25 protein-coding genes are annotated in these 25,141 nt (G+C 58.9%); 12 read left to right on the forward strand and 13 right to left on the reverse strand.

Annotation, left to right across the window (positions count from 1 at the left end; genetic code table 11):
- On the forward strand, nt 1-198 hold a 198-nt coding region (locus MWU54_RS14195), incomplete at its 5' end, for a hypothetical protein (protein WP_247084990.1).
- Nucleotides 199-307: 109 nt separating this feature from the next.
- Here the strand turns inward: MWU54_RS14195 and MWU54_RS14200 are convergent.
- On the reverse strand, nt 308-2,554 hold the full coding sequence (locus MWU54_RS14200; protein ID WP_247084992.1) for a glycosyltransferase family 2 protein: 2,247 nt from the start codon (nt 2,552-2,554) through the stop codon (nt 308-310).
- Between the two features lie 252 nt (nt 2,555-2,806).
- On the opposite strand from MWU54_RS14200, the gene MWU54_RS14205 reads away from it, so the two are divergent.
- The gene (locus tag MWU54_RS14205) at nt 2,807-3,553 is read left to right on the forward strand and encodes a class I SAM-dependent methyltransferase (RefSeq protein ID WP_247084994.1); all 747 of its coding nucleotides are present in this window, start codon (nt 2,807-2,809) and stop codon (nt 3,551-3,553) included.
- 4 nt (nt 3,554-3,557) lie between these two features.
- Here MWU54_RS14205 and MWU54_RS14210 read toward each other — a convergent pair whose 3' ends face one another.
- The gene (locus MWU54_RS14210; protein WP_247084996.1) at nt 3,558-4,526 is read right to left on the reverse strand and encodes a glycosyltransferase family 2 protein; all 969 of its coding nucleotides are present in this window, start codon (nt 4,524-4,526) and stop codon (nt 3,558-3,560) included.
- Between the two features lie 223 nt (nt 4,527-4,749).
- On the opposite strand from MWU54_RS14210, the gene MWU54_RS14215 reads away from it, so the two are divergent.
- Nucleotides 4,750-6,957 carry a hypothetical protein gene (locus MWU54_RS14215; protein WP_247084998.1) on the forward strand — a complete coding sequence of 736 codons (2,208 nt, stop codon included), beginning with the start codon at nt 4,750-4,752 and terminating at the stop codon, nt 6,955-6,957.
- Between the two features lie 6 nt (nt 6,958-6,963).
- Here MWU54_RS14215 and MWU54_RS14220 read toward each other — a convergent pair whose 3' ends face one another.
- From MWU54_RS14220 to MWU54_RS14240, 5 genes are all read right to left on the reverse strand, one after another.
- A complete protein-coding gene (locus tag MWU54_RS14220; RefSeq protein WP_247085000.1) occupies nt 6,964-7,662 on the reverse strand; it encodes a GNAT family N-acetyltransferase in 699 nt (232 codons plus the stop codon).
- A 130-nt stretch (nt 7,663-7,792) separates the two neighbouring features.
- On the reverse strand, nt 7,793-8,302 hold the full coding sequence (locus MWU54_RS14225; protein WP_247085002.1) for a hypothetical protein: 510 nt from the start codon (nt 8,300-8,302) through the stop codon (nt 7,793-7,795).
- Nucleotides 8,303-8,419: 117 nt separating this feature from the next.
- A complete protein-coding gene (locus tag MWU54_RS14230; protein ID WP_247085004.1) occupies nt 8,420-9,931 on the reverse strand; it encodes a heme biosynthesis HemY N-terminal domain-containing protein in 1,512 nt (503 codons plus the stop codon).
- 15 nt (nt 9,932-9,946) lie between these two features.
- Entirely contained in the window at nt 9,947-11,338 is a 1,392-nt protein-coding gene (locus MWU54_RS18845) for a mitofilin family membrane protein (protein WP_247085006.1), read from the reverse strand.
- A gap of 122 nt (nt 11,339-11,460) precedes the next feature.
- A complete protein-coding gene (locus MWU54_RS14240; RefSeq protein WP_247085008.1) occupies nt 11,461-12,204 on the reverse strand; it encodes a uroporphyrinogen-III synthase in 744 nt (247 codons plus the stop codon).
- Between the two features lie 72 nt (nt 12,205-12,276).
- Between MWU54_RS14240 and tsaD the strand changes: the two genes are divergently transcribed.
- The 5 genes from tsaD (at nt 12,277) to MWU54_RS14265 (ending at nt 15,457) form a co-directional block, all read left to right on the forward strand.
- Nucleotides 12,277-13,347: a tRNA (adenosine(37)-N6)-threonylcarbamoyltransferase complex transferase subunit TsaD gene (tsaD, locus tag MWU54_RS14245; RefSeq protein ID WP_247085010.1), complete on the forward strand. Its 1,071-nt coding sequence runs from the start codon at nt 12,277-12,279 to the stop codon at nt 13,345-13,347.
- Nucleotides 13,344-14,300, forward strand: a complete 957-nt coding sequence (locus MWU54_RS14250) for an NAD(P)H-dependent glycerol-3-phosphate dehydrogenase (protein ID WP_247085012.1) — start codon at nt 13,344-13,346, stop codon at nt 14,298-14,300. The genes tsaD and MWU54_RS14250 overlap by 4 nt, the downstream gene beginning before the upstream one ends.
- Complete coding sequence (locus MWU54_RS14255; RefSeq protein ID WP_247085014.1) at nt 14,301-14,576, forward strand: YciI family protein; 276 nt, start codon at nt 14,301-14,303, stop codon at nt 14,574-14,576.
- Nucleotides 14,573-14,992 carry an EVE domain-containing protein gene (locus MWU54_RS14260; RefSeq protein WP_247085016.1) on the forward strand — a complete coding sequence of 140 codons (420 nt, stop codon included), beginning with the start codon at nt 14,573-14,575 and terminating at the stop codon, nt 14,990-14,992. Before MWU54_RS14255 ends, MWU54_RS14260 begins: the two co-directional genes overlap by 4 nt.
- Before the next feature lie 69 nt (nt 14,993-15,061).
- Nucleotides 15,062-15,457: a DUF1761 domain-containing protein gene (locus MWU54_RS14265; RefSeq protein ID WP_247085018.1), complete on the forward strand. Its 396-nt coding sequence runs from the start codon at nt 15,062-15,064 to the stop codon at nt 15,455-15,457.
- Nucleotides 15,458-15,722: 265 nt separating this feature from the next.
- Here the strand turns inward: MWU54_RS14265 and MWU54_RS14270 are convergent, their stop codons facing one another.
- The gene (locus MWU54_RS14270) at nt 15,723-16,064 is read right to left on the reverse strand and encodes a DUF2853 family protein (protein WP_247085020.1); all 342 of its coding nucleotides are present in this window, start codon (nt 16,062-16,064) and stop codon (nt 15,723-15,725) included.
- Between the two features lie 187 nt (nt 16,065-16,251).
- Here MWU54_RS14270 and lysM point away from each other — a divergent pair, with 187 nt between their 5' ends.
- Nucleotides 16,252-16,671 carry a peptidoglycan-binding protein LysM gene (gene lysM, locus MWU54_RS14275; protein WP_247085022.1) on the forward strand — a complete coding sequence of 140 codons (420 nt, stop codon included), beginning with the start codon at nt 16,252-16,254 and terminating at the stop codon, nt 16,669-16,671.
- Nucleotides 16,672-16,726: 55 nt separating this feature from the next.
- Here the strand turns inward: lysM and MWU54_RS14280 are convergent, their stop codons facing one another.
- Nucleotides 16,727-18,268 (reverse strand): DUF4214 domain-containing protein, encoded by a 1,542-nt coding sequence (locus MWU54_RS14280; protein WP_247085024.1) that lies wholly within the window; start codon nt 18,266-18,268, stop codon nt 16,727-16,729.
- 174 nt (nt 18,269-18,442) lie between these two features.
- Nucleotides 18,443-19,831 (reverse strand): adenosylhomocysteinase, encoded by a 1,389-nt coding sequence (gene ahcY / locus MWU54_RS14285; RefSeq protein ID WP_247085026.1) that lies wholly within the window; start codon nt 19,829-19,831, stop codon nt 18,443-18,445.
- 124 nt (nt 19,832-19,955) lie between these two features.
- Here ahcY and MWU54_RS14290 point away from each other — a divergent pair, with 124 nt between their 5' ends.
- Nucleotides 19,956-20,552 (forward strand): HD family hydrolase, encoded by a 597-nt coding sequence (locus MWU54_RS14290; RefSeq protein WP_247085028.1) that lies wholly within the window; start codon nt 19,956-19,958, stop codon nt 20,550-20,552.
- Complete coding sequence (locus MWU54_RS14295) at nt 20,549-21,037, forward strand: GNAT family N-acetyltransferase (protein ID WP_247085030.1); 489 nt, start codon at nt 20,549-20,551, stop codon at nt 21,035-21,037. Before MWU54_RS14290 ends, MWU54_RS14295 begins: the two co-directional genes overlap by 4 nt.
- Before the next feature lie 17 nt (nt 21,038-21,054).
- Here MWU54_RS14295 and MWU54_RS14300 read toward each other — a convergent pair whose 3' ends face one another.
- The 3 genes from MWU54_RS14300 to MWU54_RS14310 form a co-directional block, all read right to left on the reverse strand.
- Nucleotides 21,055-22,167: a Fic family protein gene (locus MWU54_RS14300; RefSeq protein ID WP_247085032.1), complete on the reverse strand. Its 1,113-nt coding sequence runs from the start codon at nt 22,165-22,167 to the stop codon at nt 21,055-21,057.
- A gap of 129 nt (nt 22,168-22,296) precedes the next feature.
- A complete protein-coding gene (locus MWU54_RS14305; protein ID WP_247085034.1) occupies nt 22,297-22,851 on the reverse strand; it encodes an ActR/PrrA/RegA family redox response regulator transcription factor in 555 nt (184 codons plus the stop codon).
- 82 nt (nt 22,852-22,933) lie between these two features.
- Nucleotides 22,934-23,557, reverse strand: a complete 624-nt coding sequence (locus tag MWU54_RS14310; RefSeq protein ID WP_247085036.1) for an SCO family protein — start codon at nt 23,555-23,557, stop codon at nt 22,934-22,936.
- Between the two features lie 118 nt (nt 23,558-23,675).
- Between MWU54_RS14310 and MWU54_RS14315 the strand changes: the two genes are divergently transcribed.
- Complete coding sequence (locus tag MWU54_RS14315; protein WP_247085038.1) at nt 23,676-25,064, forward strand: sensor histidine kinase RegB; 1,389 nt, start codon at nt 23,676-23,678, stop codon at nt 25,062-25,064.
- Nucleotides 25,065-25,141 lie beyond the last annotated feature (77 nt).

The raw sequence follows: 25,141 nt of genomic DNA on the forward strand, positions 1-25,141 counted from the left end.
CTGATCGCAACAACCGCCCTCGTTCTCACCGGCTTTGCCGCCTCGGCCGCCGTCGACACGTCCGAATTCGACACCTACGCCCCCGGCGTTGACGTCTCGACCCTCAGCGACGCCGAAGTGAACACCATCCTGTCGGTGATCCATTCCGGTGACAGCGAAGGCGAAAAACGCGCCGTGATCCAAGCGCTCGTCAAGTGAGCCACCGCCGGGCCATGACGCCCGCACACCACATCCCGCGACAGGCCAAACCCTAAAGACCTGTCGCGGACGATGATCAGGCCGCCCAAAAGGGCGGCCTTCAATGTGTCTAATGGGCGGTTTCGCCGGTCAATTCGACGGTGAAGAACCAGTCTTCATCGGTATCGCGGTCCAGCACCTCGTCCGGGACCACCTCTGGGCCAGACAGAAACACGTTGGACCCAAAGTGACTGTGCAGACGCGACAGCTTTTCCAGACGCGCGCCCGTCAGCTCTGCAAAGAAATTCGCGTATGTCTCGGTGGCGCGCAGCGCGTCGATCTTGGCCCGGTGCGCCGCAACCGCCGCATGGTGCGCCTGTGCAATCTCGGGGTCCGCCATCAGACGCGCCAGTTCTTCGCGCATCATCGGCAGCCGCGTCTGGATCGACAGCTCTTCTTCGGCGTTGTTGTTCATGCGGAACCAGTAGGCAAGCCCCTGATCCCGATCCACATGGTTCACCCGCCCGCGATCCCGCTTGACCAGGAAACTCTCGGCAGAGCGCACCGCGTAGTGGTTCAACTGCACCAGATCATAGCCGTACGTGTCCGTCGTCGACCGCCAGCCATTGCGATACATTTCGCGCGGAAGCGGCTGACCAGAGCCGTTGACCCAGTTGATCTCTTCCCACAATTGAGGGTTCAGGCCCTTGGGCCGGTGTACGCCCAGTTTTTTGAAAAGCCCAATGTTCTGAAACAGCGTCTTGAAGCCCCAGGCCTGATGCGGCTTGCGGGCAAATTCTGGGGCGCAGCGCAGGAATTGTTCTGTGATGGGCTGGTCGATGTAATCATGCACATCGCCATTTCCGAACAACCGCCAGGTCATCGCGATCATGTTGGCGTCCGGCACGGCGGCAAACAAAGCATCCAGCGTGCCATCGCCCACCTTGATGTTCACGAACTCGTCCACGTCGATACACGTCACCCAAGCGGCATCCTTGATCACGGGTTCGTCCTCTGACGCCTGCAACGCGGCGTGCTGCGGTTTCAGGCCAGTCTCGCGGAACGGGTTTTCGCGGTGCTGCACGATCCCCTTGCGTTCGAGCATCTGCAACATCGTATCCGTGCCATCGGTGCAATCGTTGGTATAGACGATGATGTCGTCAAACCCGATCGCGCGGTGATAGGCGAGCCATTCAAGGATGAACGGACCTTCGTTTTTCATCGTGGTGACAATCGCCCTGCGGCCTTTGCCCTTGGGCAGCGTATCAGGCTCCAACTCAGGCATTCTGACGGGTTTGTGGCCCCAATGCCCCTCGGCCATCTCTAACAATGGCGGATGTTCGATCAGCGACGTTTTCGGCACAATCTTTGAGATCGACGGCGTCGGATGGCGCAGCGCCATGTGGCGGTAGAACAGCTGCGTGCGCGTCCGGTCCGGGGCCGCATTGCCGATCCGGATCAGCCGCCAGATCGCCGCCTCGGGCGCTTTGGCAGGCGCAATGCACCACCGCTGGCGGCCGCCTTTGGCGTCGAACTGCACGCAGATATGGTCGGCAAACAGCGTCGGTTGGCCTTTGCGCACGCGCCACGGGTAGCAATGCCGCCCGATCAGGGCGATCACCCCACCGTCGGCCGCAACGGCACTGTCAAAGATGTTGGGGCTGTCCAGCGGCACAAGGTCATGCACATCAAGGTTCGCCACCGCGCGGGCATCGGACAAGAACCGCGTGCGCAGGATTTCATACAACGACATCGCACCAAGCGGGGCGTCCCATGGGGACGGCGCAGGGATCTCCATCCGGTCCTTGCCGGGGGCTTCGGGCACCGTGAAGGGGTGCGCCTCGGACGGGGTGTCGGGCTTGCCCAAGGGCAGGTCGCTCGACAGGATCACAACGGTCAGATCATCCGGCAGCGTGGCCATCGCCGTGTCGAGGTGATGCACAAACGCGGAATCGGTCTTGGGTTGCGCGCGGTCCAGTATGACGGCGCATTGCAGGGCCTGCGTTTCAACATGGTGGCGCAGCCATGTGGCAACGGTGTCGGCATCTTCGCCATTGCGCACCGCTGCAAGGGTGTTTTTACCCTCGAACACCGCAAGATCGGCTTGGGCCGGAACAATCTCAGTATCCCTGCCATCCACCGAAACGGTCACGTCGTCTTGCGCGGGCAGGTCATACGTGACGCACGCGGCGCCACCGACGCTGATCTGATGATGTGGCTCTGCCCCGCCCGACACGGAAAAATTCGTAAGATCACTGTCCGCATCAAAAAACAGGGTAACCCGTCGCTGCCCGTCACGCGTGGTTTCGACCGCGTCCAGAACTGTCACAGCACCAAGGCTGTGTCCCACCATGCGTCGTTCGATCAATCGAGCCATTCAGCATCCTGCTACACTAGCGAAACGTGGCACACGTGGTTGTTTTGTGAGGCCCGGCACAAGCGAAAAGCTACGGGAAACCGTGTTGTCTTGTCACCCGGTCACACGCCGGGCGATCCCAAAAATGGCAAATGAGTCACAGGCCCTTGGCCCGCCTGCGCCGAAACGGGAATAACATTTACCCGGTTCGCCACCTGTCATGTATCATCGCCAAAAGTGGCGCAAAGACGCCAAGCAGCAAGAGAGCAGGCCATGGCACTACCCGATACACTGGCGGCGCGGTTGATCGAAACCGTGAAGGAAAACGATCTGTCCGGCAAGATCGCGATGCTTGGGCGGCAACGTTGGGTCGGCAAACGTCGCAAGCGTTCGGCAGCTTTGTTCGAAAGCGTTCTGGCCGAACACCTGCCCGGCGTGACAGAAGACGAACTGGCCAATCCCGACGACGAGTATTCGGAAACCTTTTTCAAGAAGATCGGGTTTTCCTCAGTGGATTCGATCGACGTGTCCGATTTTGAAAACGCCAGCATTGTTCAGGATTTGGCCGGCAAGCTGCCTCGCAAACTCGAACGCAAGTTTGACGTGATCTATGACGGCGGCACCTGCGAACACATTTTCGATCTACCGACGGCCTATCGCAACATCCACAAGATGCTCAAACCCAGTGGGGTGCTGATCGGGCATTCCCCCTGCAACAACTGGATCAACCATTCGTTTTACCAGATCAATCAAGAGATGGTTTTCGGGTTCTGGGAAAAAACCATGGGGTACGAGGTGCTGCACTGTTCGCTGCAGCCGCTGATGCCGATGTACGCGCACAAGGTTGTCACCACGACCAACCCCAATGAAACCGGCAAACGCCCGCGTTTGTCCGGCGATCTGCCCGGTGGCGGGATCATCCTGAACTACGCTGTACGCAAACCCAAACGCGCAACGAAATCAGGCGACAAGGTGTATCAGACCGATTACCAAAACCGATGGGAAATCGCCGCGCAGTAAGAGATCACAGCGCGGCTTTTAATCCTTCCACCAGCTCGTCCATATCCGGGTCCATCTTGAGCGATGCCGCCTTGCGTTTGTGCCAGTCCACAGCGCGGGCGTGCAGGTCTTTCAACACCGGATCGGCCTTTAATTCGCGCGCGAGTTTGCTTGCCTTGGTTTTGTAGCGATCAATCGATGTGTCTTTCTCATCGTTGAGATTGAATCGCTCCCAATACTCCATCCCCAACACATGATGCGAATGGTTGGCCCGGCCGCGCGCGCGTTTGACAAGGAAGCTGTCCATTGACCGCAGCGCGTAATGGTTGACCTGCGCATGGGTAAACAAGGGTGGATTGTCGGTGCGCTGGCCGTTCACGATATACTCTGCACCACCCGGAAGCACGCGGAGCGTGTCACCAACATGATCTTCCAGCGAAACCGGCGCGTGCAGGCCCATGCGCTGGAACTTGTGTTGGTTGGTGTACAAAGACTTGACGAACTTTCCGGTGTCAGGACGGTCTTTCGCATCCCACTCAAGCTCGCCCATCTTGAATTGCTGGGTCACCGGTTTGTCGGCGAATTTCTCGATCCCGTCCGGTCCGAAGACGCGCCAGGGCACCGAGATGACATCGGCAGTGTCACCAGACCCTGCCACAAGATCCTGCACCGACCCGTCACCCATATGGATGTTCAGGTATTCATCCACGTCACAGACAAACACCCATTTGGCATCCATCACGATGTCATAACGGCGGCTGGCCTGGCGCAACGCGCTGCGGTGTATCCCGGCGCGACGCACGATGGTGTTGTGCTGTGTGACCAACCCCATCTCTTGCAGACGCAACAGGATATCCACCGTCGTGTCGGTGCAATCATTGGTGCAGACAAGGATGTGGTCGAACCCAAGGGTTTTGTAATGCGCGACCCAATCAAGGATATAGGGCCCCTCATTCTTCATGGTCGAGACAACCGTGTAGGTGTCTTTGCTCATTTGTGCCTCGAGTCAGCGGTTCATTGATCGACCGCCATTGTTTCTGCTGTGGAAAAAGTACCGCACAGCCCCGGCCTGGCGCAAGCGACATGGCCCTGCCGCCACGGATCGGGGAAAAACTGACGCAAAAGTCACGCAGGCTACCCAAACGGTATTTCATTTCGTAGGCTTTGGGTAATCGACGCAACCCACAAAGAAGTTGCGCGCAATTGAGGACATGCAGATGCCACGCACCCGCGAGGTTGGAACGCTTTGGATCGGGGGACCGCTGTCCTGGATGGAACAGCTGTGCCTGAAGTCCTTTGTGGACAAAGGCCAAAAGATCACCCTGTTCAGTTATGAAGACATCCCCAACGTGCCGGACGGTGTGATCCGGCGCGACGGGCGCGAGATCATAGATACCGACGATTTCATCAAGTACGAACAAAAGAACAGTTTTGCCCTGTTTGCCGACTGGTTCCGCCTGCACATGATCCATCAGAACCCCAGCATGATCTGGATCGATACCGACGTCTATTGTTTCCGTCCCATGGACTATGACAGCGACTACGTGTTCGGATACGAACTGCCCGGTGAACACCGTGTGAACAACGCGGTGCTGGGCCTGCCTGCGGACAGTCCTGCGCTAAAGCAGATGCTGGACTTCACGTCCGACCGGTTTTCCATCGCGCCGTTTTTGCCCAAGAAACGGAAAGAAGAGATGCGCAAGAAGGCGGAGCGCGGCAAGCCGGTGCATATCACCGAACAGCCGTGGGGCGTGTGGGGGCCGATGATGATCACCCATTACGTCCACGCGTTGGATCTGGAAGAGCATGTGCAACCGCTCAACGCCTTTTATCCGATCACTTTCCGCGAACGGTTCAAGTTCATGCGCCGGGCCGAACTGGCCGAAGGGCTGATCACCGACGAGACAACCGCGCTGCACCTTTGGGCATCGAACAAGCGGCAGTTGGGCAATCTGCACAACGGGTTGCCGCCCAAGGGGTCCTATCTGGAAAAGCTGGTGCAGCAACATGGCATCACCCCCGCGCTGGCTCCGATCAAGGGACGGGGCAAGCAAACCTTTGACGGCGCGCTGATTGATGAGCTTGATTTGAACGAGGTGTCGACCGTCGCTGACCTGACAGGCCAAGCGCGCAGCTTTGTTCTGGCGCTCTACCACAAGTTCGACTGCGACATTCACCTGGTGAACACCAACCGCCGCGCGAAGTTCAAAGACGAGGACATGCCGTGGCTTGCGGACTACATCACCTTCCTGACCGACAACGAGGTCGATCCTGATCGCATCAAGGTGATCCGTTCTGAAAAGGATCTGCGGCCTGTTGATGTGCTCTGCAATCTGAACGGCTTTGGCGATCAGTGGAAAACCCCTTTCCTAGAGATGTTTTTGCAGCGCTGCGTGCATTCCGACACCCGCGTGTTCATGGACGTGCGGCGCGGGTCAGGCGCGTTTCCGTTCCTCAAGGCGTATGGGTCAAACGTGCAGCTTTCGACGCACGAGGACGACGAAAAGCCTGTCACGCGCATTCGGGTCACACCCAATCCGCCCGAACCCGTTGCCGACGACACATGGGACGACATCGCAACACAGTTGGCAGGCAAAGACGGCTGGTATCGGCCCGGCACCAATGGCCATAGCTTCTTGTTTGTACCGCGTGATCCAGACACGCTGGTCGTGACGTTCGACAACCTCGACATCGCCATGACGAAACGCGAGGACCGCCGCCCGTGGGGGTATTCGTTCATCAAGGATCAGGGTTGGTCGATGCTGGGGGTGCTGGCGGGTGGCTGGACCTGGTATCGCGAAGAGTGGGTGTACGATCAGTTCGATGATCTCAAGACGTCAGGCTTCTTCGAACAGTTCAAACGCGTCGTCTTTTACGGTGCGTCGATGGGCGGCTATGCGGCCTGCGCGTTCTCTCCTGCCGCGCCGGGATGTGATGTGGTGGCGATCTCGCCCCAGTCTACGGTGGACAAGAAGGTCGTGCCTTGGGAAACGCGCTACAAGGTGGTCTGGGACCGTAAATTCACCGGCAAATACGGCGATGCGGCCAAGGTCAGCAAGGCGGCGAACCGGGTGTCGATCCTGTTTGATCCGTATGAGCCGCTGGACGCGCAACATGCTGCACGGTTCACCAACAAGAACGTGCAGCATCTGCGCGCGCCGCTCTTGGGGCATCGTCTGGGCAGTTCGCTGAACCAGATGGGCATCCTCAGCCCGATCATCCTTGGTGCACTGAACGGCACGCTGACCAGCGACGCGTATTACCAGATGCTTCGCCAACGCCGCAGCTTTCCGCGCTATCAGCGTGAGCTGTTCAAGCGCGCGGTGGATAAGGGCCACACCGATCTGGCCAAGTCTTTGGGCGCCTATATTCTGGAACAAAACCCCAACCGCGCGGTGCGTTTGGGGTTGAAAGAGCTGGGTTAAAGCCGCTTACCGCGCCTTGCGCAGACGCGTCCAACCCGGTGTCCTGTCCGGACCGTCGATTGCGAACCCGGCCTTTTGCAACACGCGGAACGACGCCGCGTTTCCGTCTTTGACCCGCGCGATCAAAGACGACAGGTTCGGATCATCCGCAAGACACCGCCGCGCGAAAGACGACACCACGGCGCTTGCGATGCCCTGTCCCCAATGGTCACGACCGATCCAGTAGCTGATTTCGGCCGTACGTGACTCGGTGTCGTCACCGTCGAAGGCCACCCTGATCTGACCAACGGGTACGCCCTGATTGAGCACCGCAAACACACGGTGATGGTTGCTGTTATTGGAAAGGTCGATCAGCGCTTCGGCCATATCAAGGGTCAGCGGATCGGGGTAGGGTTCGGGCAGCGCCTCCCACAGCTTTGGGTCATCCAAAAGCGCGACGTAGCGTGGGGCATCTGACAGCGCCCAGTTGCGTAAGCGCAGGTCAAGCGACCCGGGAACGCTGTCCGGCGAAGCAGGGGCGAGATCATCAATGACATCCAAGGGCACCCACCCGCCCTGCAGCGGATCAAAACCCTTCGGAATATCCTGTTCTTTGCAGAAACGCAGGCCTTGGTGACACAGTATCCCATCGGACCGTAAGCGGTTGGAAGCCACCATGGCATCGAGTGGCAGAGCATGCGTTGTGTGATCAAGCATTTGTGTCATGTCATCCCCATTATGTCGAAAAATGGGGTGGGGAATTTAAGATGCAATATGTATGTATCTTAAATTTTGAGAGACAAACTGTTTCTTGATTGCGAACAATGGCGCTTTTTCTTTCCGGACAATCACCCGATCAGGACGTGCAGGCCGGCGTTGCGATTTTGGCGATGGCAGAGGCATCAAACGTGGCGTCAACGCGCATCGCAGCCAGCGTTGCGGCGACGGTGCTACCGCTCATCTCTGATCCGTTCACGGTGATTTCCTGCGCGCCCATCGTGTCGTCCACATCAATGGTAAACGCGATCTCTGCACCCCCCGGCAGGTTTGCGATGTTCAGATCAAGCGTCTTCTGACCGTCTAGGACATCCGGCCTGCCGTTCAGAAAATCGGCCCCCTTGGTCACCTCAAGCGGTTGGAACACTTCGACACCCGCACCAGCGCTTGTCACGTCAAAGATCAACTGACCGGCACTCGGCGTCATGTCGATGGACAGGGTCATTGGCCCCGTCGCACATCCAGAGTTGTTCACAATGCGAAACGTGTCCTTTGGCGCGCCATCGCGGAACGACACGTGCAGGTCGGCAAGGCTGGCCGTGGCTGTGCCAAGTGTCAGCAGTGCGGCGGCGACACAGGTTCGTGTCATGGTGAATTCCTTTCAGGGTCACCACGCGACATAGCTTGCACACTCGGTCTGCCAAACGAAAAGGCCAGCCCTGCACGTGTCAGGACTGGCCATCGCCGCGTTTTCAGACGCGTGATCTTACGCGATTTTTTCCTGTGGCGGACGCTGGGCTTCCGCATCTTCTGCCACCGGGTCCGGTGAGGCATCCTGAACCGGGTCGGGATCAATGATCTCGACATTGTCGGCGACGGGCGGTTCATCGGACTTGTCCTCAATCGCGCCTACGATCAATGGCAGCATCTCGGCTCCGGCAGGCAGGACTGTGTCGCTTTGCGGCGGGGTGGTCCAGGACAGCGTGTCGAACGCTTCGCAATTGGAGCAGATCGGCGTCCATTCGCCGTGGATCGTTTTACACTTGTCGCACACCCATTGCGGGCCGCGCGGTGCGGTCAGGGCGCGGGCCAACCAGCCGCGCACGACCGCGTCGGACGCGCCTTCGCCCCGTTCGATCGCAGCCGCGATGGCAAGGACCCGTGTGTCCGGTTCGTTCTCGGCCAGATTGCCCAGCGACCGGCGCGCTTCGGGGAAATCTTCTGCGGCCAGGTTCAGTTCCGCCAGCAGCAGCTTGGTTTCACGATGATCCGGGTTGATAGCCGTGAGTTGCTTGAACCGCTTGAGACGCTCAACCGCGCTTTCGTTTGGTTCAATCTCGGCGAACGCCGCTGCCAGATCAGGATGCGGTTGCGCCTGCCAGGCTTTCTTGAGAATGCGGACCGCGTATTTCTTGCGGCCTTGCCCGATATGACTGCGCGCGGCCATGGCTGCGGCCGGGATCAGGTCGGGCGAAGATTTGTTGGCCGCAATCGCCGCTTCCTGAGCCTCAATCGTCTTGCCATCGTCCAGAACGTCCTTGGCTTCGGACAGCGCCAGAACCGCGTGCCGGCGTTTGTGGACGTCGCGGGGCAATGACCCGTGCTTGAGCTTGGCGTTCAGGGTCTTGCGGGCCCCGGTCCAGTCTGCGCATTGCGCCTGAAGACGCAGCAACGTGTCCTGGACCTCTTCGTGCTTGGGCTTGATCGCAAAGGCCCGTTCCGCCAGTTTAAGCGCGGTATTGGTGTCACCAGCGTTCAGCTTTTGCTTCATCAGACCACGCACCCCGACAAAGCGGGTCGCATCGTTCTGAACAAGGCGCTTGTACACCTCTTCGGCTTTTTTCTGATCGCCCGTCATTTCAGCCGCCTGCGCGGTGATCAGATCGGTCAATTCGGGTTTGTGCAGGTACTTTTCCGCCTTGGTCGCCTTGGCCATGGCCAGACGCCCCTCACCGGAGGCCAGCGCCATCAATCCTTCGCTGAGCGCCTGGAACCCTTTGCGTTCGCGGTTGCGGTCGAAATAGCGCGAAATCGCCGTTTCATCGCCATTGATAAACCTCAGCGTTGCGATAAGCAGCGCAAACAGCTTGAAGAACACCCAGACCGCGCACACCGCGACAAGCGCGGCAATGACCGACTGAAGCGGTCCCAGTGTGAATTCAACGCCACCGGCGGTGACCTGAATGCCACCACTGCTTTCCATCAGATAGCCCGCGCCCAAGGTCAGGGCCGCGACGATGACGACAAACAGAACGATCTTGAAAAGAGACCAAAGCATCAGACGCCCCCCTAGTTACTGAAGAAGCTGCTGGACAAGTGTATCCGCAGCCGTTTTCGCCTCAAGGCGTGTTTGTGCGCTGGACTGCCAATCGGCAATCGCGCTTTGAGCAGCTTCGGGCAGCGCCGAAACCTCGGTCAATGCGGTGGACAGATCACCCGCGCGCACTGCCGCTTCGGCACGCGACAGAACCGCATCCGGATCGTCGCCTTCCCGTGGCGCAACGGACCGTGCCCCAAGCTGGTTGGCAAAGAACGTGGCGACCCGGTTTGTCCCTTCAGCGCTTTCCGTTTCAACGCTGCGCGCCGCGGCCAAGGCAGCGCGGGCGGCCTCGGGGAATCCTTCGATCAGCCCGGATTGCGTGGCGATGCCTGTTTCGGCATTGGCACTCAACACCTCTGGCACCTCGACCCCGTTTGCGGACAACACGCCCAGCGCCTCGTTAAAGCCGGACCCCGTTTCCAGCGCTGTTGTCAGATCGGCCAAGGCGGCGCGTGACGCAGCGAGTTGTGCCTTTTCTTCGGCGTTGCCTTCGGCCTGCATAGCCTCTTCCGCCATCTGGGCCACTTCGGCGCGCTGCGCTTCGACCTCGGCCTGAAGGTCTGCAAGAGCCCGTTCATAGGCCGCGATGGCTTCGGGCGACACCGCCTGTTCCATCGGCTGACGCTCCAGCGCGTCCACGCGATCTGCCAAGCCGTCAAGCCGGGACGCGATATCGGTCGCGGTGGCTTGAACCGACGCGATCTGTTCTTCGACCGGGCCAAAATCGACCGTGGGGATCTCCACCGCTTCCAATGCGCCAACGCGGTCTGCGATGCCGGACAATGTTTCAGCCTGCGCCGCCTGCGCGTCGCGCATTTCGGTTTCAAACCCGTCATCTGCCGACTGGAAGGGCCAGACATTTTGGGACACGTAGGCCGCTACCCCGTAGCCCAGTGCGGCCGCAACCACACCGCCGACAAGCATGGACCCAAACCCGCCTTTGCGTTCAATGGTGGTCTCACGGATGACCTGAGGTGGCACCACCGCATCATCGGGCACGGTTGTCAGATCGGGGTCCTCGTGCACCGGATCGACCGTCTCTGCCTCCACGATCAGTTTTTCCGCCTCTTCCTCGGTCAGGTGATCGACGGCGATGTCGGTTTCGGCGGACACGCTGTCATCCGACAGATGTGTTTCGAGCGAAGTGTCATCCCCGTCTGCATTCAGCGTGTCATCCGCTGGCTCGGCGGATTCAATCGGATCGTCAGAGCTGACGGTGTCTTCGCCGGTGTCGGACGCCACGGTGTCCGCATCCGCGTCGGTGGAGGCCTCGGGCGGGTCGGTGACATCCTCTGCAGAGGCGTCAACCGGATCGGTTTCCGCTGTGTCCGACGAAGCCGCGTCTTCTGCGATGGCGTCTGTCACGTCCGAAGCGTCAACCTTGGACTCAGTCTCGTTCTTGGGGGATTTATCCGTACTTCTGCGTTTCGCCACCGCTTATTCCTTCGAATCTGTCTAGTTCACAAGACACGACTGTCAACTATACCTTACAACCGCTGCTTTGATCGCTCAAGCGTAACGGTTTCCGTGATCATTTGTTCCACCAAGCGCACCATGTCCTTGCGGCCCGGTGCGTCGGCTATCCGTGTTTGCCACTGCCCCCCTTGCGGCAACGCGTCTGCGACCGCTGGGCTGATTGCTGCAAACCACATCGCGCCCAATCCCTCCGATTCGCTTTTCAACTGGCGCGCTGTTCTGGGCGAGAATACCGGCGCAATGGTGGGTCTGTCTTGCGACAAAGCTTCCTTTGTCGTTAAGGAGAATTTTTCGAGTCTTTGTTCATATAGAACCGCCTCAAATGTTTTCACGCCCGCGTCGGTCAACCGCTGTGCCAGGGGGCTGATGGCAATTTCGCCGCGCAGATGCATCAGGGGTCCGTCGAACCTCTCTTCCACGATCAGCCCAAACACGCTGTCTGCCGTGCCTGCGGCCACCCGGACGGAAAATCCAAGCCCCCGCGCGGCCTTGGCGGTTTCCTCGCCGACGGCGATCACCGGAATGTCCAGGATCGGCCCTTTCAGCGATTCGTAGGCCAGAACCGCATTGGCAGAGGTGAAGATCAGGCCCGTCATACCCGCCAGATCGGGTAGTGGCCCGGTGACATGGATCGACAACAGCGGGTTGATCACCACGTCCACGGACGCTCGCGCACGCTCTGACAACGCATCCCGAAACGCCTGAGACGACGCCGTTGGGCGCGTCAGAAGTAAGAGAGGGCGCGTGTCAGCCATACCGTCCCGGTTGTTGTGAGCAGCACCCAAGGGTGGTAACTGCTCAACCCCATGGGTGCAACGAGAAGTCTGATGAACCAGAGCCTTACTGTTCTTGGACTGGAAAGCAGTTGTGACGACACGGCAGCCGCCGTCGTGCGCAACGGTTCCATCCTGTCTTCGATTGTTGCCGACCAAACCGCGCTGCACGCGGCGTTTGGCGGCGTGGTGCCGGAAATCGCGGCGCGGGCCCATGCTGAAAAGCTGGACCATTGCGTCGAACAGGCGCTGGACACCGCAGGCGTCACGCTGGCCGAAATCGACGCGATTGCTGTCACGGCAGGGCCCGGTCTGATTGGCGGTGTGCTGTCCGGGGTGATGATGGCCAAGGGGCTGAGTGCCGCCACAGGCAAACCCCTGATCGGCGTCAATCATCTGGCGGGGCATGCCCTGACACCCCGCCTGACCGATGGGTTGGCTTATCCCTACCTGATCCTTCTGGTGTCCGGCGGGCATTGTCAGTTCCTCAAGGTGGATGGGCCAACATCGTTCAAACGGCTGGGCAGCACGATTGACGACGCGCCGGGCGAAGCGTTTGACAAGACCGCGCGCCTGCTGGGGTTGCCGCAGCCGGGCGGGCCATCGGTTGAACAGCACGCAACAGACGGCGATGAGACGCGGTTTGCCTTTCCGCGCCCGCTTTTGGACCGGCCGGGATGCGATTTGTCTTTTTCCGGCCTGAAGACGGCGTTGCTGCGCCAGCGCGATGCCCTGATTGCGGATCAGGGCGGGCTGCATGCGCAAGACATCAACGACCTGTGCGCGGGCTTTCAGGCCGCTGTGCGCGATGTTCTGACCGAAAAATCCCGCCGCGCGCTGGATGCGGCACCGGACATCACCGGCTTTGCCGTTGCAGGTGGGGTGGCCGCGAATACGTCGCTACGACACGCGCTGGAAGCGCTGTCGCAGGCGCGCGATATCCCCTTTGTTGCGCCGCCGCTCGCCTTGTGTACGGACAATGCCGCGATGATCGCGCATGCCGGGGCCGAACGATTTGCCATGGACGGGGCGGATGACCTGTCCCTGTCGGCGCGCCCGCGCTGGCCGCTGGACCAAAGCGCACCCGCCGCGCTGGGCAGCGGAAAGAAAGGGGCAAAAGCATGATCGGCGTCATGGGAGCCGGGGCCTTTGGCACGGCATTGGCCATTGCGTTGGCCCAGAACGGCGTGCCCGTCAGGCTTTGGGCGCGATCCGAAGAGCACGCAACGGCCATGGCGCAGCACAGACGCAACAGTCGGTATTTGCCGGATGCCGCGTTTCCGACGCAGCTGACCGTAACCGCCGATTACAACGCGCTTTTGGACAGCGAGGCGCTTTTGATCGCCGTTCCGTTGCAGCATCTCAGACCTGCGATCGCGGACATGACATTGGCTGATGTGCCTCTGGTGGCCTGCTGTAAGGGAATTGAGCTGACCACCGGGCTTGGCCCGACAGGCGTTCTGTCTGAAACCGTGCCCAACGCCAAGACAGCGATCCTGACAGGACCCAGCTTTGCGGCAGACATTGCCATCGGGCGGCCCACCGCCCTGACGCTGGCCTGCGAAGACCGGTCCGTTGGCGCCGCATTGCAGGACCTTCTGACGACACCAACGCTGCGGCTTTACCGCACCACTGACACGGTTGGCGCGGAACTGGGCGGGGCGTTGAAGAACGTGATCGCCATTGCCTCGGGCGCGGTGATCGGCGCCGGGCTGGGTGACAGCGCGCGCGCCGCGACCCTGACACGGGGATTCGCCGAAATGCAACGCATCGGGGCGGCCTTCGGGGCACAGCCCGAAACGATGATGGGTCTGTCCGGACTAGGCGATCTGACGCTGACCTGTACGTCGGACCTGTCCCGCAATTACCGGCTGGGTCTGTCGCTGGGCAGTGGCGAACGGTTTGACCCCACGATCACCGTTGAAGGGGCCGCGACGGCGCGCGCGATGGTTGACCTTGCCCGCCAGCGCGGGCTGGAGGTGCCAATCACGGAAATGGTCACGCATCTTCTTGACGGATCGATCTCAATCGCTGACGCCATTCACACACTCATGACACGCCCATTGAAGGAAGAATAAATGCTCATTGCTCTGATTGCCCGCGACAAGGCTGGTGCGCTTGAGGTTCGCAAAGCAAACCGGGACGCGCATCTTGCCTATCTGGATGCCACCGGTGTTGTGGAACAAGCCGGACCGCTTTTGGATGAGGCTGACCAGATGATCGGCTCTCTGATCGTGCTGGATGTCAAAGACCTCGCTGCGGCACGGGATTGGGCCGACAACGACCCCTATGCCAAGGCGGAGCTGTTCCAGAGCGTTGACCTGATCCCGTGGAAACGGGTCATTCAGCGATGAAATACTGGCTGTTCAAATCCGAGCCCTCGACCTGGTCCTGGGATAGGCAGGTTGCTAAGGGCGACGCGGGTGAAGAATGGGATGGCGTGCGCAATTATCAGGCGCGCAATTTCATGCGCGAGATGTCCGTAGGCGACCGGGGCTTTTTCTATCATTCGCAGAAAGAGAAATCGGTGGTCGGCATTGTCGAGGTGATTGCCGAGGCGCATCCCGACAGCACAACCGATGATGAGCGCTGGGAGTGCGTTGATATCAAGGCGGTCGAGCCGGTGAAAACGCCCGTGTCATTGGACCAGATCAAGGCGGATGAGCGTTTGGCCGACATGGTGCTTGTGAACAATTCCCGCCTGTCCGTGCAGCCTGTCACAGAGGACGAGTGGCGGATTGTCTGTGATCTCGCTGGCTTGACGGGTTAGCGCCTTAGCCGTCAAGCTGTCCCTCAAGGTGGCGATGATACGGCCACCCGCCACCAGCGAGGGAACACTATGTCTGTCTTATCCGTAATTGTGGCCGGTCTGGCCGCCTGGGCGTTCGGCGCCGTCTGGTACAGCGTTTTCGCCAAACCGTGGGTCGCGGCGTCGGGGGTTGCGACCGATGACACCGGCAAACCGGCCAACCAGAAAGACCCGTTGCCCTATATCCTGAGCATCATTTCCGCGATTTTGGTTGCGGGTATGATGCGGCACACGTTCAACCTGTCTGGCATTGATACGCTGGGCAAAGGCCTGATCTCGGGTCTTGGCATCGGTGCGTTTCTTGCCGCGCCCTGGTTGCTGACCTGTTATGCGTTTGCCGGCCGGCCCCGGCAGTTGATGCTGATTGATGCAGGCTATGCAACCTTTGGCAGCGCCGTGATCGGTGCGGTTCTGATGCTGCTCTAAAAAAAATACGGAGGGCCCGGCCCGCGCCGAAACCCTCCGTCCCCGCGCTCCCAAGTCACCACGCGCGTCAACTGATATGGTTTCGGTCTTCCTGACCGGTGGTGATTAGCTACCTCAAAACACAGGTTTGGCCAAACACGAAGTGGCCTGCATTTTTCTCAAATCATCTGGACAGCAGGATGTCCGCTGATGGCCCCACGCAGGCGGACGGCCATAAAAAAGGCGCCCAGTCTGGACGCCCCTTCGACAGTTTTGGCAGGTCGGTTCAGCCGTAGACCGACTCTTTGCCGAAATGCTTGGTCAGCATGTAGTAGACGACGGCGCGGTACTTGTTGCGTTCGGATTTGCCATAGGTTTCGATCACCGAATTGATCGCGTCCATCAGTTCCGGGCCATCGGCCAGACCCAGCTTCTTGATCAGGAAATTGTTCTTAACCGTTTCCAGTTCGGACGGTTGCGAGCCCGCAACGGTCGAGGCGTCGGCGTTGTAGATCGCCGGACCGCAGCCAATTGTGACCTTGGTCAACAAATCCATGTCCGGCGACATCCCGCACTTGTTCTTCAGATCATCCGCATATTGCGCGATCAAGTCGTCTCTCTTACCCATCTCAGGCTCCCTATGAAAATCGTCGTATCCCGGAGGATCGGCCCCCCAATGCAGGGGGAAGGTGGCAAAAACACTTGGCTCGGGCAACGAAAAATCACGTTTTGCGTTCCGTCGGCGCGTTTTCCCCCTAGAGTGGGCGGGAAAGCCACGGGACAGTTGGCTTGGAATTGCAACACGGGAGAGACAGATGGGTCTTTGGAGTTTCATGAAATCAGCAGGTCGCAAACTGACGGGTCAGGACGATCTGCCAACAGCGGCCATACTTGAAAAAGAGGTCGCGGATCTGGGTCTCGACACCAAGGGAGCCGAGATCAAGGTCGAGGGCGACAAGGTGGTCGTGACCGGCGGCGACATGAGCCAGGAAGAGCGCGAGAAGGTTATTCTTGCGGTTGGCAATGTCGAAGGCGTGGCCGAGGTCGAGGCGGACACATCCGGCGACCCGGTGTTCCACACGGTCGAAAAAGGCGACACGCTTTGGGCGATTGCCGAAAAGACGCTGGGCAACGGATCAAAGTACACCGCGATCTTTGAAGCCAACCGCCCGATGCTGTCGGATCCCGACAAGATCTACCCGGGCCAGACCTTGCGGATTCCGCAAGAGGCGTAGGTCTGACATTTGGATACCCGGGCCGATGTCCGGGTATCTGCATATTGTTCAGGGCTTAGCCGGTAAACGCGTTGTCCAGAACACCGACAAGTTGCATCACGAACTCACCTGACTCTGGATCCATCGCGTCCATATAATGCTCGTTGATTGCAGCAACCACGGCGTTCATGCTGCTCTGTGAGCCGTCGAAAAGCGCCATGACGCTGGCGGCGTCTTGGACATCGGACAGGCCTTTGTGAACGGCGTAAAGCGCGCCGATATCGACCTTGGTCTCCAAGTACTGCTGGTCTGCCAATTGCTGCGCGGTGAACTCGTAGCCGAAATCCTGTTTCGGGCTTGCATGCACACCTTCGAGGACCTGCAGGATAAACTGGTCCCGCGACACGGCGTTGGTGTCGAGCGCATTGACCCAGAACTCCAGCCCCTCTTGATCCGGCGCGCGCCCCAGAACGTTGTTATAGATCGCGGTCGCAAACTCGATATTTGTGGTGTCCGCCTGATACATGTCCTGCGTTTCAACCTGATTAGCAAACAGCGACGCAACACTTTCAAAGGATGCGCCTTCTGCAACTGCGGACCCCCAGAAACCCAATCCGATCGCGTCCGGGGCCCGGTTGAAATAGGCGATGTACATCTCGATCAGGGATTCAAGCTCTGCGCGCTCCAGCTCGGTATGACCGGCGAACACATCCAGATTGACCGGGCCATCAAACGGCGCGACTTCGGTCCCAAAATCGATCAATTCGATCGTGTCGAGAATAATGGTGCCTAGCCCGTCTTCCCGTCGATCCGAAACAGATACGGAATCGGCACTAAGAATCAGCGAATAATTTGACTGATCGCCCTCAAAATGGACCGTATCGGTTTCACCGAACCCGCTGATGCTTCTCAGACCAACGGCGGCGGTAAATGTGTCATCGTCTGTTGTGCCAAGCAGCCTTGATGCATCACCTGCGTCTGTGTCCGGCAATACGATGGGATCAGGCAGTGCAGCTTCAACCGCTGGCTTGGGGTTGCTTGTCAGCGACTTGTCCGTGCCACGCAGGTCCGTATAGGCAAATACGACGCTGATCTTGGCCCCAAGGACATCTTCGGTAACGTCATAGACCTGACCGGTCGCTCCGACGATTTCCTCGCCATCGCGAAGCCACTGGAACGACACGGACGCGGGGTCGATCCCGTTTTCATCGGTCACGGCATTGGGTCGCGCGGTCAGGCTTTCACCCACCACGGCATCCCCAAGGATGACCAGGTCATTATAGGGTTGAACGTCATCCGGAACCGTGACGCCAACTGCGGCAACCGGATCTTCCGGGTAACTGGTGACGACTTCTTCGGTGCCCTGGAAATCCGTATACGTGAAACGCACGCTGATCTGCGCAGCGACATCGGCTTCGGACACCAGATATTCAGCTTGAACCGCACCGGGAATTTCGACGCCATCTCTCAACCACTGATATGTCGCGCTGGCGAAATCAATGCCGTCAGCATCACTGATGCTGTTCGGGCGCGCGATGAGGGTTTCCCCCACATAGGGTTCGCCCAGAATGGTCATGGGGCCTTTGGGCTTATTGTTGCTGACTTCGACAGATGTCATTTAGCGTCTTCTTACGGGATCAGGGTAGTTTTGAATGACCGGGGCTGTATCACGATCAACGTCTCCTGCAACTCATTCGACAGGGATTTCAGCAAGAAACAGCCGATAACCCGCGTAGGGTCATCGGCTGTGTCTGTACCGCATCATTTTGCGGAGACCCGCGCGTCGTATCGGTTAGTACCGGTAGTGTTCCGGCTTGAACGGACCTTCGGGTTTGACGCCGATGTAGGACGCCTGGTCCGGGGACAGTTCGGTCAGTTTCACACCGATCCGGCCAAGATGCAGACGGGCGACTTTTTCATCGAGGTGTTTGGGCAGGATGTAGACCTGATTGTCGTAGTTCTCGCCGTTCTTCCACAGTTCGATCTGGGCCAGCACCTGATTGGTGAAGGACGCGGACATCACGAAAGACGGGTGACCTGTGGCGTTGCCAAGGTTCAGGAGGCGACCTTCGGACAAGAGGATCAGACGATTGCCGTTTGGCATCTCGATCATGTCCACCTGTTCCTTGATGTTGGTCCATTTGTGGTTCTTGAGGCTGGCCACTTGGATTTCGTTGTCGAAGTGGCCGATATTGCCGACGATGGCCATGTCCTTCATCTCGCGCATGTGTTCGATGCGGATGACGTCCTTGTTGCCTGTCGTGGTGATGAAGATGTCGGCGGTGTCGACCACATCTTCGAGGAGGACAACTTCGAACCCGTCCATCGCGGCCTGCAGCGCACAGATGGGGTCGGCTTCGGTGACTTTCACGCGCGCGCCTGCGCCTGCGAGGGAGGCGGCAGAGCCTTTGCCCACGTCGCCATAGCCGCAGACGACAGCGACCTTGCCCGCCATCATCGTGTCGGTGGCGCGGCGGATGCCGTCGACCAGCGATTCCTTGCAGCCGTATTTGTTGTCGAACTTCGACTTGGTGACGGAGTCGTTCACGTTAATCGCCGGGAAGGGCAGTTGGCCGTCGCGCATCAGTTGGTAGAGGCGGTTCACGCCGGTGGTGGTTTCCTCGGACACGCCTTTGATCGCGTCGCGGGTTTTGGTGAACCAGCCGGGGGAGGCTGCCATGCGCTTTGCGATCTGTTTCTTGATCACCTCTTCTTCCTCGGATTGCGGGACGGGGATGATGTCTTCGCCCGCTTCGGCGCGTGCGCCCAAGAGCACGTAAAGGGTCGCATCGCCTCCATCGTCGAGGATCATGTTCGCGCCGTCTGGGAACATGAAGGATTTGTCGAGGTAGTCCCAATGCTCTTCCAGCGTTTGGCCTTTGATCGCAAAGACCGGCACGCCCGCTTCGGCAATCGCGGCCGCCGCGTGGTCTTGCGTTGAGAAGATGTTACAGGACGCCCAGCGCACATCGGCGCCCAAGGCTGTCAGCGTTTCGATCAGAACCGCTGTCTGGATCGTCATGTGCAGCGAGCCCACGATGCGCGCGCCGGTCAGTGGCTTGCTGTCGCCGTATTCATCGCGCAGCGCCATCAGGCCCGGCATTTCGGTTTCGGCAATGTCGAGTTCCTTGCGGCCAAACCCGGCCAGTGCGATGTCTTTGACGATGTAATCCTTGGCCATGTCCGGCGCTCCTGAATGTCGTGCTGTGTTGCGCGTGCAGGTAGCACGCGACCCGGCAACCGGCAATGCGTTGTGGTTTACAAGCATGGGACTGCGGACTACCCACGTCGAAAAGAGGCTCCATATGGCAAAACCCACCAGAGCATGGCAACGGATGCTGTCCGGTCGCAGGCTGGACCTGCTGGATCCAACCCCGGTCGATATCGAGATCGAAGACATCGCCCATGGGTTGGCCTTTGTCGCGCGCTGGAACGGGCAGACCTTTGGGGATTACCCGTATTCGGTGGCCGAGCATTCCTTGCTGGTTGAAACCCTGTTTTCGCGCCTGTGCCCCAATGCAACCGCCGCCGAAAAGCTGACCGCGCTGCTGCATGATGCGCCGGAATACGTGATTGGCGACATGATTTCCCCGGTGAAATCAGCCGTGGGCCCGGGATACGGCGCGTTGGATGATCGGTTGACAGCGGCCATTCATATCCGGTTTGGCCTGCCCGCGGTGACGCCGACGAAGTTGAAAAAGCAGATCAAAAAGGCTGACCGGATCAGCGCCTGGATGGAAGCCACGCAAATCGCCGGGTTCACTCGGGCCGAAGCGGACAAGTTTTTCGGCGCGCCCGATCTTGATCTGATTGCAGACTTGTCGATTGTTTTGCGCGCACCAGTGCAAGTGCGTCGGGACTACACGGCCAGACACGCCGATCTGCTGGAGCGCATGGTGTGATCACAATTCGACGCGCTGGCGATCTTGATGCACGGCAGATGGCAGACCTGCTGAATGCGATCATCGAAAAGGGCGGTACAACCGCACATACCAATCCGTTGACCGGGCGCACCATTCTGGACTGGATGCGGCGCGACCCGGATCGGTCCGCGTGGCACGTTGCCGAAGACGAAACAGGGCACATCCTAGGGTTTCAGTTTGTCGAACCCCATTGTGACTTGCCGCCGGAGGCCTGTGATATCGCCAGTTTCGTGCGACTGGGGCAGACGGGCCTTGGCGTCGGATCGAAACTTTTTGACGCCTCAAGGGCCGCCGCCAAAGACCTTGGCTATCTCTGGATCAACGCCACGATCCGGGCGGATAACTGTGGCGGGCTGGCCTATTACCAAAGCCGTGGCTTCGAGGACTACGCACATCATCCCAAGCAACGTTTGGGCAACGGGGAATTGGTCGACAAGGTCAGCAAACGGTATGATCTGAGGTAGCTATGTTGCCAGGAACACTAGTCAGCAAACAACTCGAGATAGCTTGAGTACGAGAAGACCCGATCTCGCTTACGACCAGTGATTTCAGTAAGAATATCAAGTGCACACATCCTATCAACGATCGTTGATGCGCCTTGAACGGTCGTCCCAGTGATCTTTGCCGCGCCCTCAACGTCGATAAAAGGCTTATTGAACAGATGTTCGTGAAGACGAAGAGCGTTACCAGCTCCTTTTGGCGCCGCATCAATCAGTGATTGCCGGTGGTTTTCACGCAAAGCCGAGACAGCGCGCAGTGTTTCGGTCGCCTCATTCGATACAGTGGCAACAGCCAGCAGGAAGAACTCCAACCATCCTTCCCAGTCGTCATCATCGCGCGTTGCTTGAAGACGGCGATAGTATTCATCACGGTTCTGTTTGAAGAAATGTGACAGATAAAGCACCGGCTTGGTTAGGATCTGGCGTTCGCACAACATGAAAGTAATCAGCAATCGGCCCAATCTTCCATTACCATCAAGAAATGGGTGCAAGGTCTCGAATTGCGCGTGCGCTATGCCCACCTTCATCAAGAAGGGAAGGTCATCTTCCGCGCGGATGTAGTCTTCAAGATTTCCAAGATAACGTGTTAACTCGTGTGATGGTGGCGGGACATAGGAAGCATTCTCCAGACTTACACCCGATGGGCCTATCCAATTTTGGGTGGTCCGGAATGCGCCCGGCGTTCGCTCCTGTCCCCGCACATCCCGCATGAGTATTTCATGCAGTTCACGTAGTAAGCGAAGCGATAAAGGCAGTGTTTCAAGCCGCTCCAGTCCGTGGTGAAAAGCACGCACGTAGTTTAGTGTTTCTCCAACATCATCCGGACGATCTGGGTTCTTGATGTCAGCTTCAGCTTGCAATACGTCGTTCAGAGACGCCTGTGTTCCTTCGATCTGCGACGACAGCGTCGCCTCTTTTCGCAGATACATCATGATAAACAGGTCAGCATTGAAGAGTGCGTCGATTGCCCCATCAAGCCTGCCTAATGCGCGATCTGCTTTGGATAGGGTATTATCTAAGCGGTTTGATCGGACGATACCCGCAAGAGGCAGGGTTTGCGGCATGTAAGCTTTGTAGCCTGTGGTCTGACGCACATAGCGACCTGGAACGCGTTTGTTTCCCATAATCAAACCAACTTAATCATGACTTCACTGCCTGCTGCGTTATTAAGCCAATCGTTTAATAATGCGGTAGGCGGCGCAAGGCTATCCTAGTTGTATTGATTAGCGAGGGGAGCGTTTCGCCAGAATGCGCTGCAATGTGCGGCGGTGCATGTTCAGGCGGCGCGCGGTTTCTGACACGTTGCGATCACAAAGCTCGTACACGCGCTGAATATGCTCCCAGCGGACGCGATCCGCGCTCATCGGGTTCTCTGGCGGCGGCGGGAGATCGTCGCCTTTGGCCAAAAGCGCATTTGTGATATCGGTCGCGTCCGCCGGTTTGGACAGGTAATCCGTGGCACCGATTTTCACAGCGGCGACGGCTGTTGCGATGGCGCCGTAGCCGGTCAGAACCACCACCCGGCTGTCCGGGCGTTTCTCGCGGATCACTTCGACCACGTCGAGCCCGTTGCCATCCTCCAGACGCAGATCAACAACGGCATATGCAGGCGGCCGGGCCGTGGCGATGGCAGAGCCTGCTGTCACGGATGGCGCGGTCTCGACTTCGAATCCCCGTTTCTCCATGGCTTTGGCCAGACGGCGCAGAAAGGGTTCGTCGTCATCAACGAGAAGGAGACTTTTATCTTCGCCCAAATCTTCCACTGTCCGCTCGCTCACCGTGGGATCCTCCCGTTCCGCTTGAATTAACGCCCACTATTACTGGCGAAAATGACAACATCAACGACCAAATGATGTGCGCTCAAGACAGGTTCAGGAAGCAGGAGGTCCGGTCAGCAACATCTTCGGGGCTCAAATCGCGGCGGAAGAACTCCACGAATCCGGCATCGGGCAGCACCAGATAGCTGAAGGTTGAGTGATCAACGAGATAGTATTCGTCATCGCCGGGCTGGCGCCGATAATAGGTGCGATAGGCCTGGCTGGCCGCCCTGACCTGCTCTTCCGACCCGGTGAGGCCGATCATGTCTTCATGCAGGTTGGCGGCGAAATCGCCGACGACTTCGGGCGTGTCCCGCGCAGGATCGACCGAGATAAACACCGGGGTTACATCGAACCCGCGCTCTTTGAGAACATCCACGGCTTCGGCATTGCGGGCGGTGTCCAGCGGACAGACATCGGGGCAGAACGTGTAGCCGAAATAGACAAGCGACGGCTTTGTGATCACGTCTTTGTCCGTCACGGTTTCCCCCGCCGCGTTTACCAGCGTAAACGGGCCACCGATCGTGTCGGACCCGCCCGCAACCTGCGTTGACCGGCAGGACGCGTATTTGTCACCATCCGTGGAGGCCGGTGTCGTCGCGTACCAGATCCCGCCAATCAGCGCAGAGATCACCACCACTGCCGAAACTGCTGCCAAACGTATCATGTTGCCGTCTCCGTCAGGTTGAAAACAAAAGCGCTTCTCATCAGAGGCACCATGCTTATGCTTCTGCCCAATCGAGGTAAGGATTTTCCGACCCGAGACAAGCGGCGAAAGGGCGCAGATGACGCAATCCGAATTCGGGATCTTCCAGGAACGCCAACGCGGAAGCTTCATTCGCCTCAGAACCATGATCTGGCTGCGATGGTTCGCGATTGTCGGGCAATTGACCGCCATCACGCTGGCGCAGCGCTTGTACAATCTGCAGCTGGAACTGGGTCTGTGTTACCTTGCCATCGGGGTGTCCATCGTCGGCAACCTGATCGCGATCTTTGTCTTTCCGGAAAACAAGCGCCTGAACGAAGCTGAAAACTTTCTCATGGTGCTGTTCGACCTCTTGCAGTTGTGTTTCCTGCTGTACCTGACAGGCGGGCTTCATAACCCGTTCACCATACTCATTCTTGGTCCGGTGATCGTGTCGGCCACGATCATGACATTGAGGTCGACGGTGATCATCGGGGCAACGGCCCTGATGCTGGTGTCATTGATGGTGTTTTTCCATCTGCCATTGCGCACCGAACAAGGGTTTATCCTGCGGATTGCCGACGTGTTTGTTTTTGGCCAATGGGTGGCGATCTCTATCGCTGTGATCTTCCTGTCGCTTTATGCACGCCAGACCACCGACGAAATGACGTCGATGGGCGATGCGGTGGTGGCCACGCAACTGGCGCTGAGCCGGACCGAGATGCTCAACAATATTGGGGGGGTGGTCGCGGCGGCGGCGCATGAGCTTGGAACACCTCTGGCGACGATCAAGCTGACCAGTGCGGAACTGATCGAGGATCTGGATGACCGGCCTGAACTGCAAGAGGACGCCCGGCTGATCCGCGAGCAGGCGGACCGCTGCCGCGATATCCTCAGGTCCATGGGGCGCGCAGGCAAAGAGGACCTGCATATCCGAACCGCCCCGTTGGTCGAAGTGATCCGGGAAGCCGCGGAACCACATCTGGACCGGGGCAAAGACGTTCTGATCGAAGGCGTCGCGGATCAGGACGGCGATGCCCAACCGCCCGCGGCTCTGCGACGGCCAGAGATCATTCACGGTCTCCGCAACCTGATCCAGAACGCCGTTGATTTTGCCCGGTCCACCGTTTGGGTCGAGGCCACATGGGACGACGACACGGTGTCGGTGCGGATCATGGATGACGGGCCGGGCTATCCAACGAACCTTCTGGGACGGATTGGTGATCCGTTTGTGCGCAACCGCCGCACCGAACGGGACCGCACAGCGCGGCCAGAATACGAAGGCATGGGGTTGGGGCTGTTTATCGCCAAGACGCTGCTGGAGCGATCGGGGGCGGAGCTAAGCTTTGCCAATGGCAACAACCGCACGCATAGCAAGCTAAAGCGCCGGGGCGCTGTTGTGGTGGTTGTCTGGCCGCGCGAGGCGATTTTCCCGCCATCCTTGCCTAAAGGCGAAGGGATCGGGGAAAACCAGCCCTTCGATTTGTGACCATCCATGCATTAACCTTAACGAAACGTTAAGCATCTCCCCGTTCAATGGGTCCGATAGATTCTGAACGGGCGTAT

The organism is Marivita sp. S6314 (assembly GCF_023015985.1).
In the GTDB taxonomy this organism is placed as follows: domain Bacteria; phylum Pseudomonadota; class Alphaproteobacteria; order Rhodobacterales; family Rhodobacteraceae; genus Marivita.

What these genes read in the sequence shown, in the direction of transcription:
- MWU54_RS14200 (WP_247084992.1), bottom strand. Translation starts at nt 2,554, where the DNA reads ATGGCTCGATTGATCGAACGACGCATGGTGGGACACAGCCTTGGTGCT.
- MWU54_RS14205 (WP_247084994.1), top strand. Translation starts at nt 2,807, where the DNA reads ATGGCACTACCCGATACACTGGCGGCGCGGTTGATCGAAACCGTGAAG.
- MWU54_RS14210 (WP_247084996.1), bottom strand. Translation starts at nt 4,526, where the DNA reads ATGAGCAAAGACACCTACACGGTTGTCTCGACCATGAAGAATGAGGGG.
- MWU54_RS14215 (WP_247084998.1), top strand. Translation starts at nt 4,750, where the DNA reads ATGCCACGCACCCGCGAGGTTGGAACGCTTTGGATCGGGGGACCGCTG.
- MWU54_RS14220 (WP_247085000.1), bottom strand. Translation starts at nt 7,662, where the DNA reads ATGACACAAATGCTTGATCACACAACGCATGCTCTGCCACTCGATGCC.
- MWU54_RS14225 (WP_247085002.1), bottom strand. Translation starts at nt 8,302, where the DNA reads ATGACACGAACCTGTGTCGCCGCCGCACTGCTGACACTTGGCACAGCC.
- MWU54_RS14230 (WP_247085004.1), bottom strand. Translation starts at nt 9,931, where the DNA reads ATGCTTTGGTCTCTTTTCAAGATCGTTCTGTTTGTCGTCATCGTCGCG.
- MWU54_RS14240 (WP_247085008.1), bottom strand. Translation starts at nt 12,204, where the DNA reads ATGGCTGACACGCGCCCTCTCTTACTTCTGACGCGCCCAACGGCGTCG.
- tsaD (WP_247085010.1), top strand. Translation starts at nt 12,277, where the DNA reads ATGAACCAGAGCCTTACTGTTCTTGGACTGGAAAGCAGTTGTGACGAC.
- MWU54_RS14250 (WP_247085012.1), top strand. Translation starts at nt 13,344, where the DNA reads ATGATCGGCGTCATGGGAGCCGGGGCCTTTGGCACGGCATTGGCCATT.
- MWU54_RS14255 (WP_247085014.1), top strand. Translation starts at nt 14,301, where the DNA reads ATGCTCATTGCTCTGATTGCCCGCGACAAGGCTGGTGCGCTTGAGGTT.
- MWU54_RS14260 (WP_247085016.1), top strand. Translation starts at nt 14,573, where the DNA reads ATGAAATACTGGCTGTTCAAATCCGAGCCCTCGACCTGGTCCTGGGAT.
- MWU54_RS14265 (WP_247085018.1), top strand. Translation starts at nt 15,062, where the DNA reads ATGTCTGTCTTATCCGTAATTGTGGCCGGTCTGGCCGCCTGGGCGTTC.
- MWU54_RS14270 (WP_247085020.1), bottom strand. Translation starts at nt 16,064, where the DNA reads ATGGGTAAGAGAGACGACTTGATCGCGCAATATGCGGATGATCTGAAG.
- lysM (WP_247085022.1), top strand. Translation starts at nt 16,252, where the DNA reads ATGGGTCTTTGGAGTTTCATGAAATCAGCAGGTCGCAAACTGACGGGT.
- MWU54_RS14280 (WP_247085024.1), bottom strand. Translation starts at nt 18,268, where the DNA reads ATGACATCTGTCGAAGTCAGCAACAATAAGCCCAAAGGCCCCATGACC.
- ahcY (WP_247085026.1), bottom strand. Translation starts at nt 19,831, where the DNA reads ATGGCCAAGGATTACATCGTCAAAGACATCGCACTGGCCGGGTTTGGC.
- MWU54_RS14290 (WP_247085028.1), top strand. Translation starts at nt 19,956, where the DNA reads ATGGCAAAACCCACCAGAGCATGGCAACGGATGCTGTCCGGTCGCAGG.
- MWU54_RS14310 (WP_247085036.1), bottom strand. Translation starts at nt 23,557, where the DNA reads ATGATACGTTTGGCAGCAGTTTCGGCAGTGGTGGTGATCTCTGCGCTG.
- MWU54_RS14315 (WP_247085038.1), top strand. Translation starts at nt 23,676, where the DNA reads ATGACGCAATCCGAATTCGGGATCTTCCAGGAACGCCAACGCGGAAGC.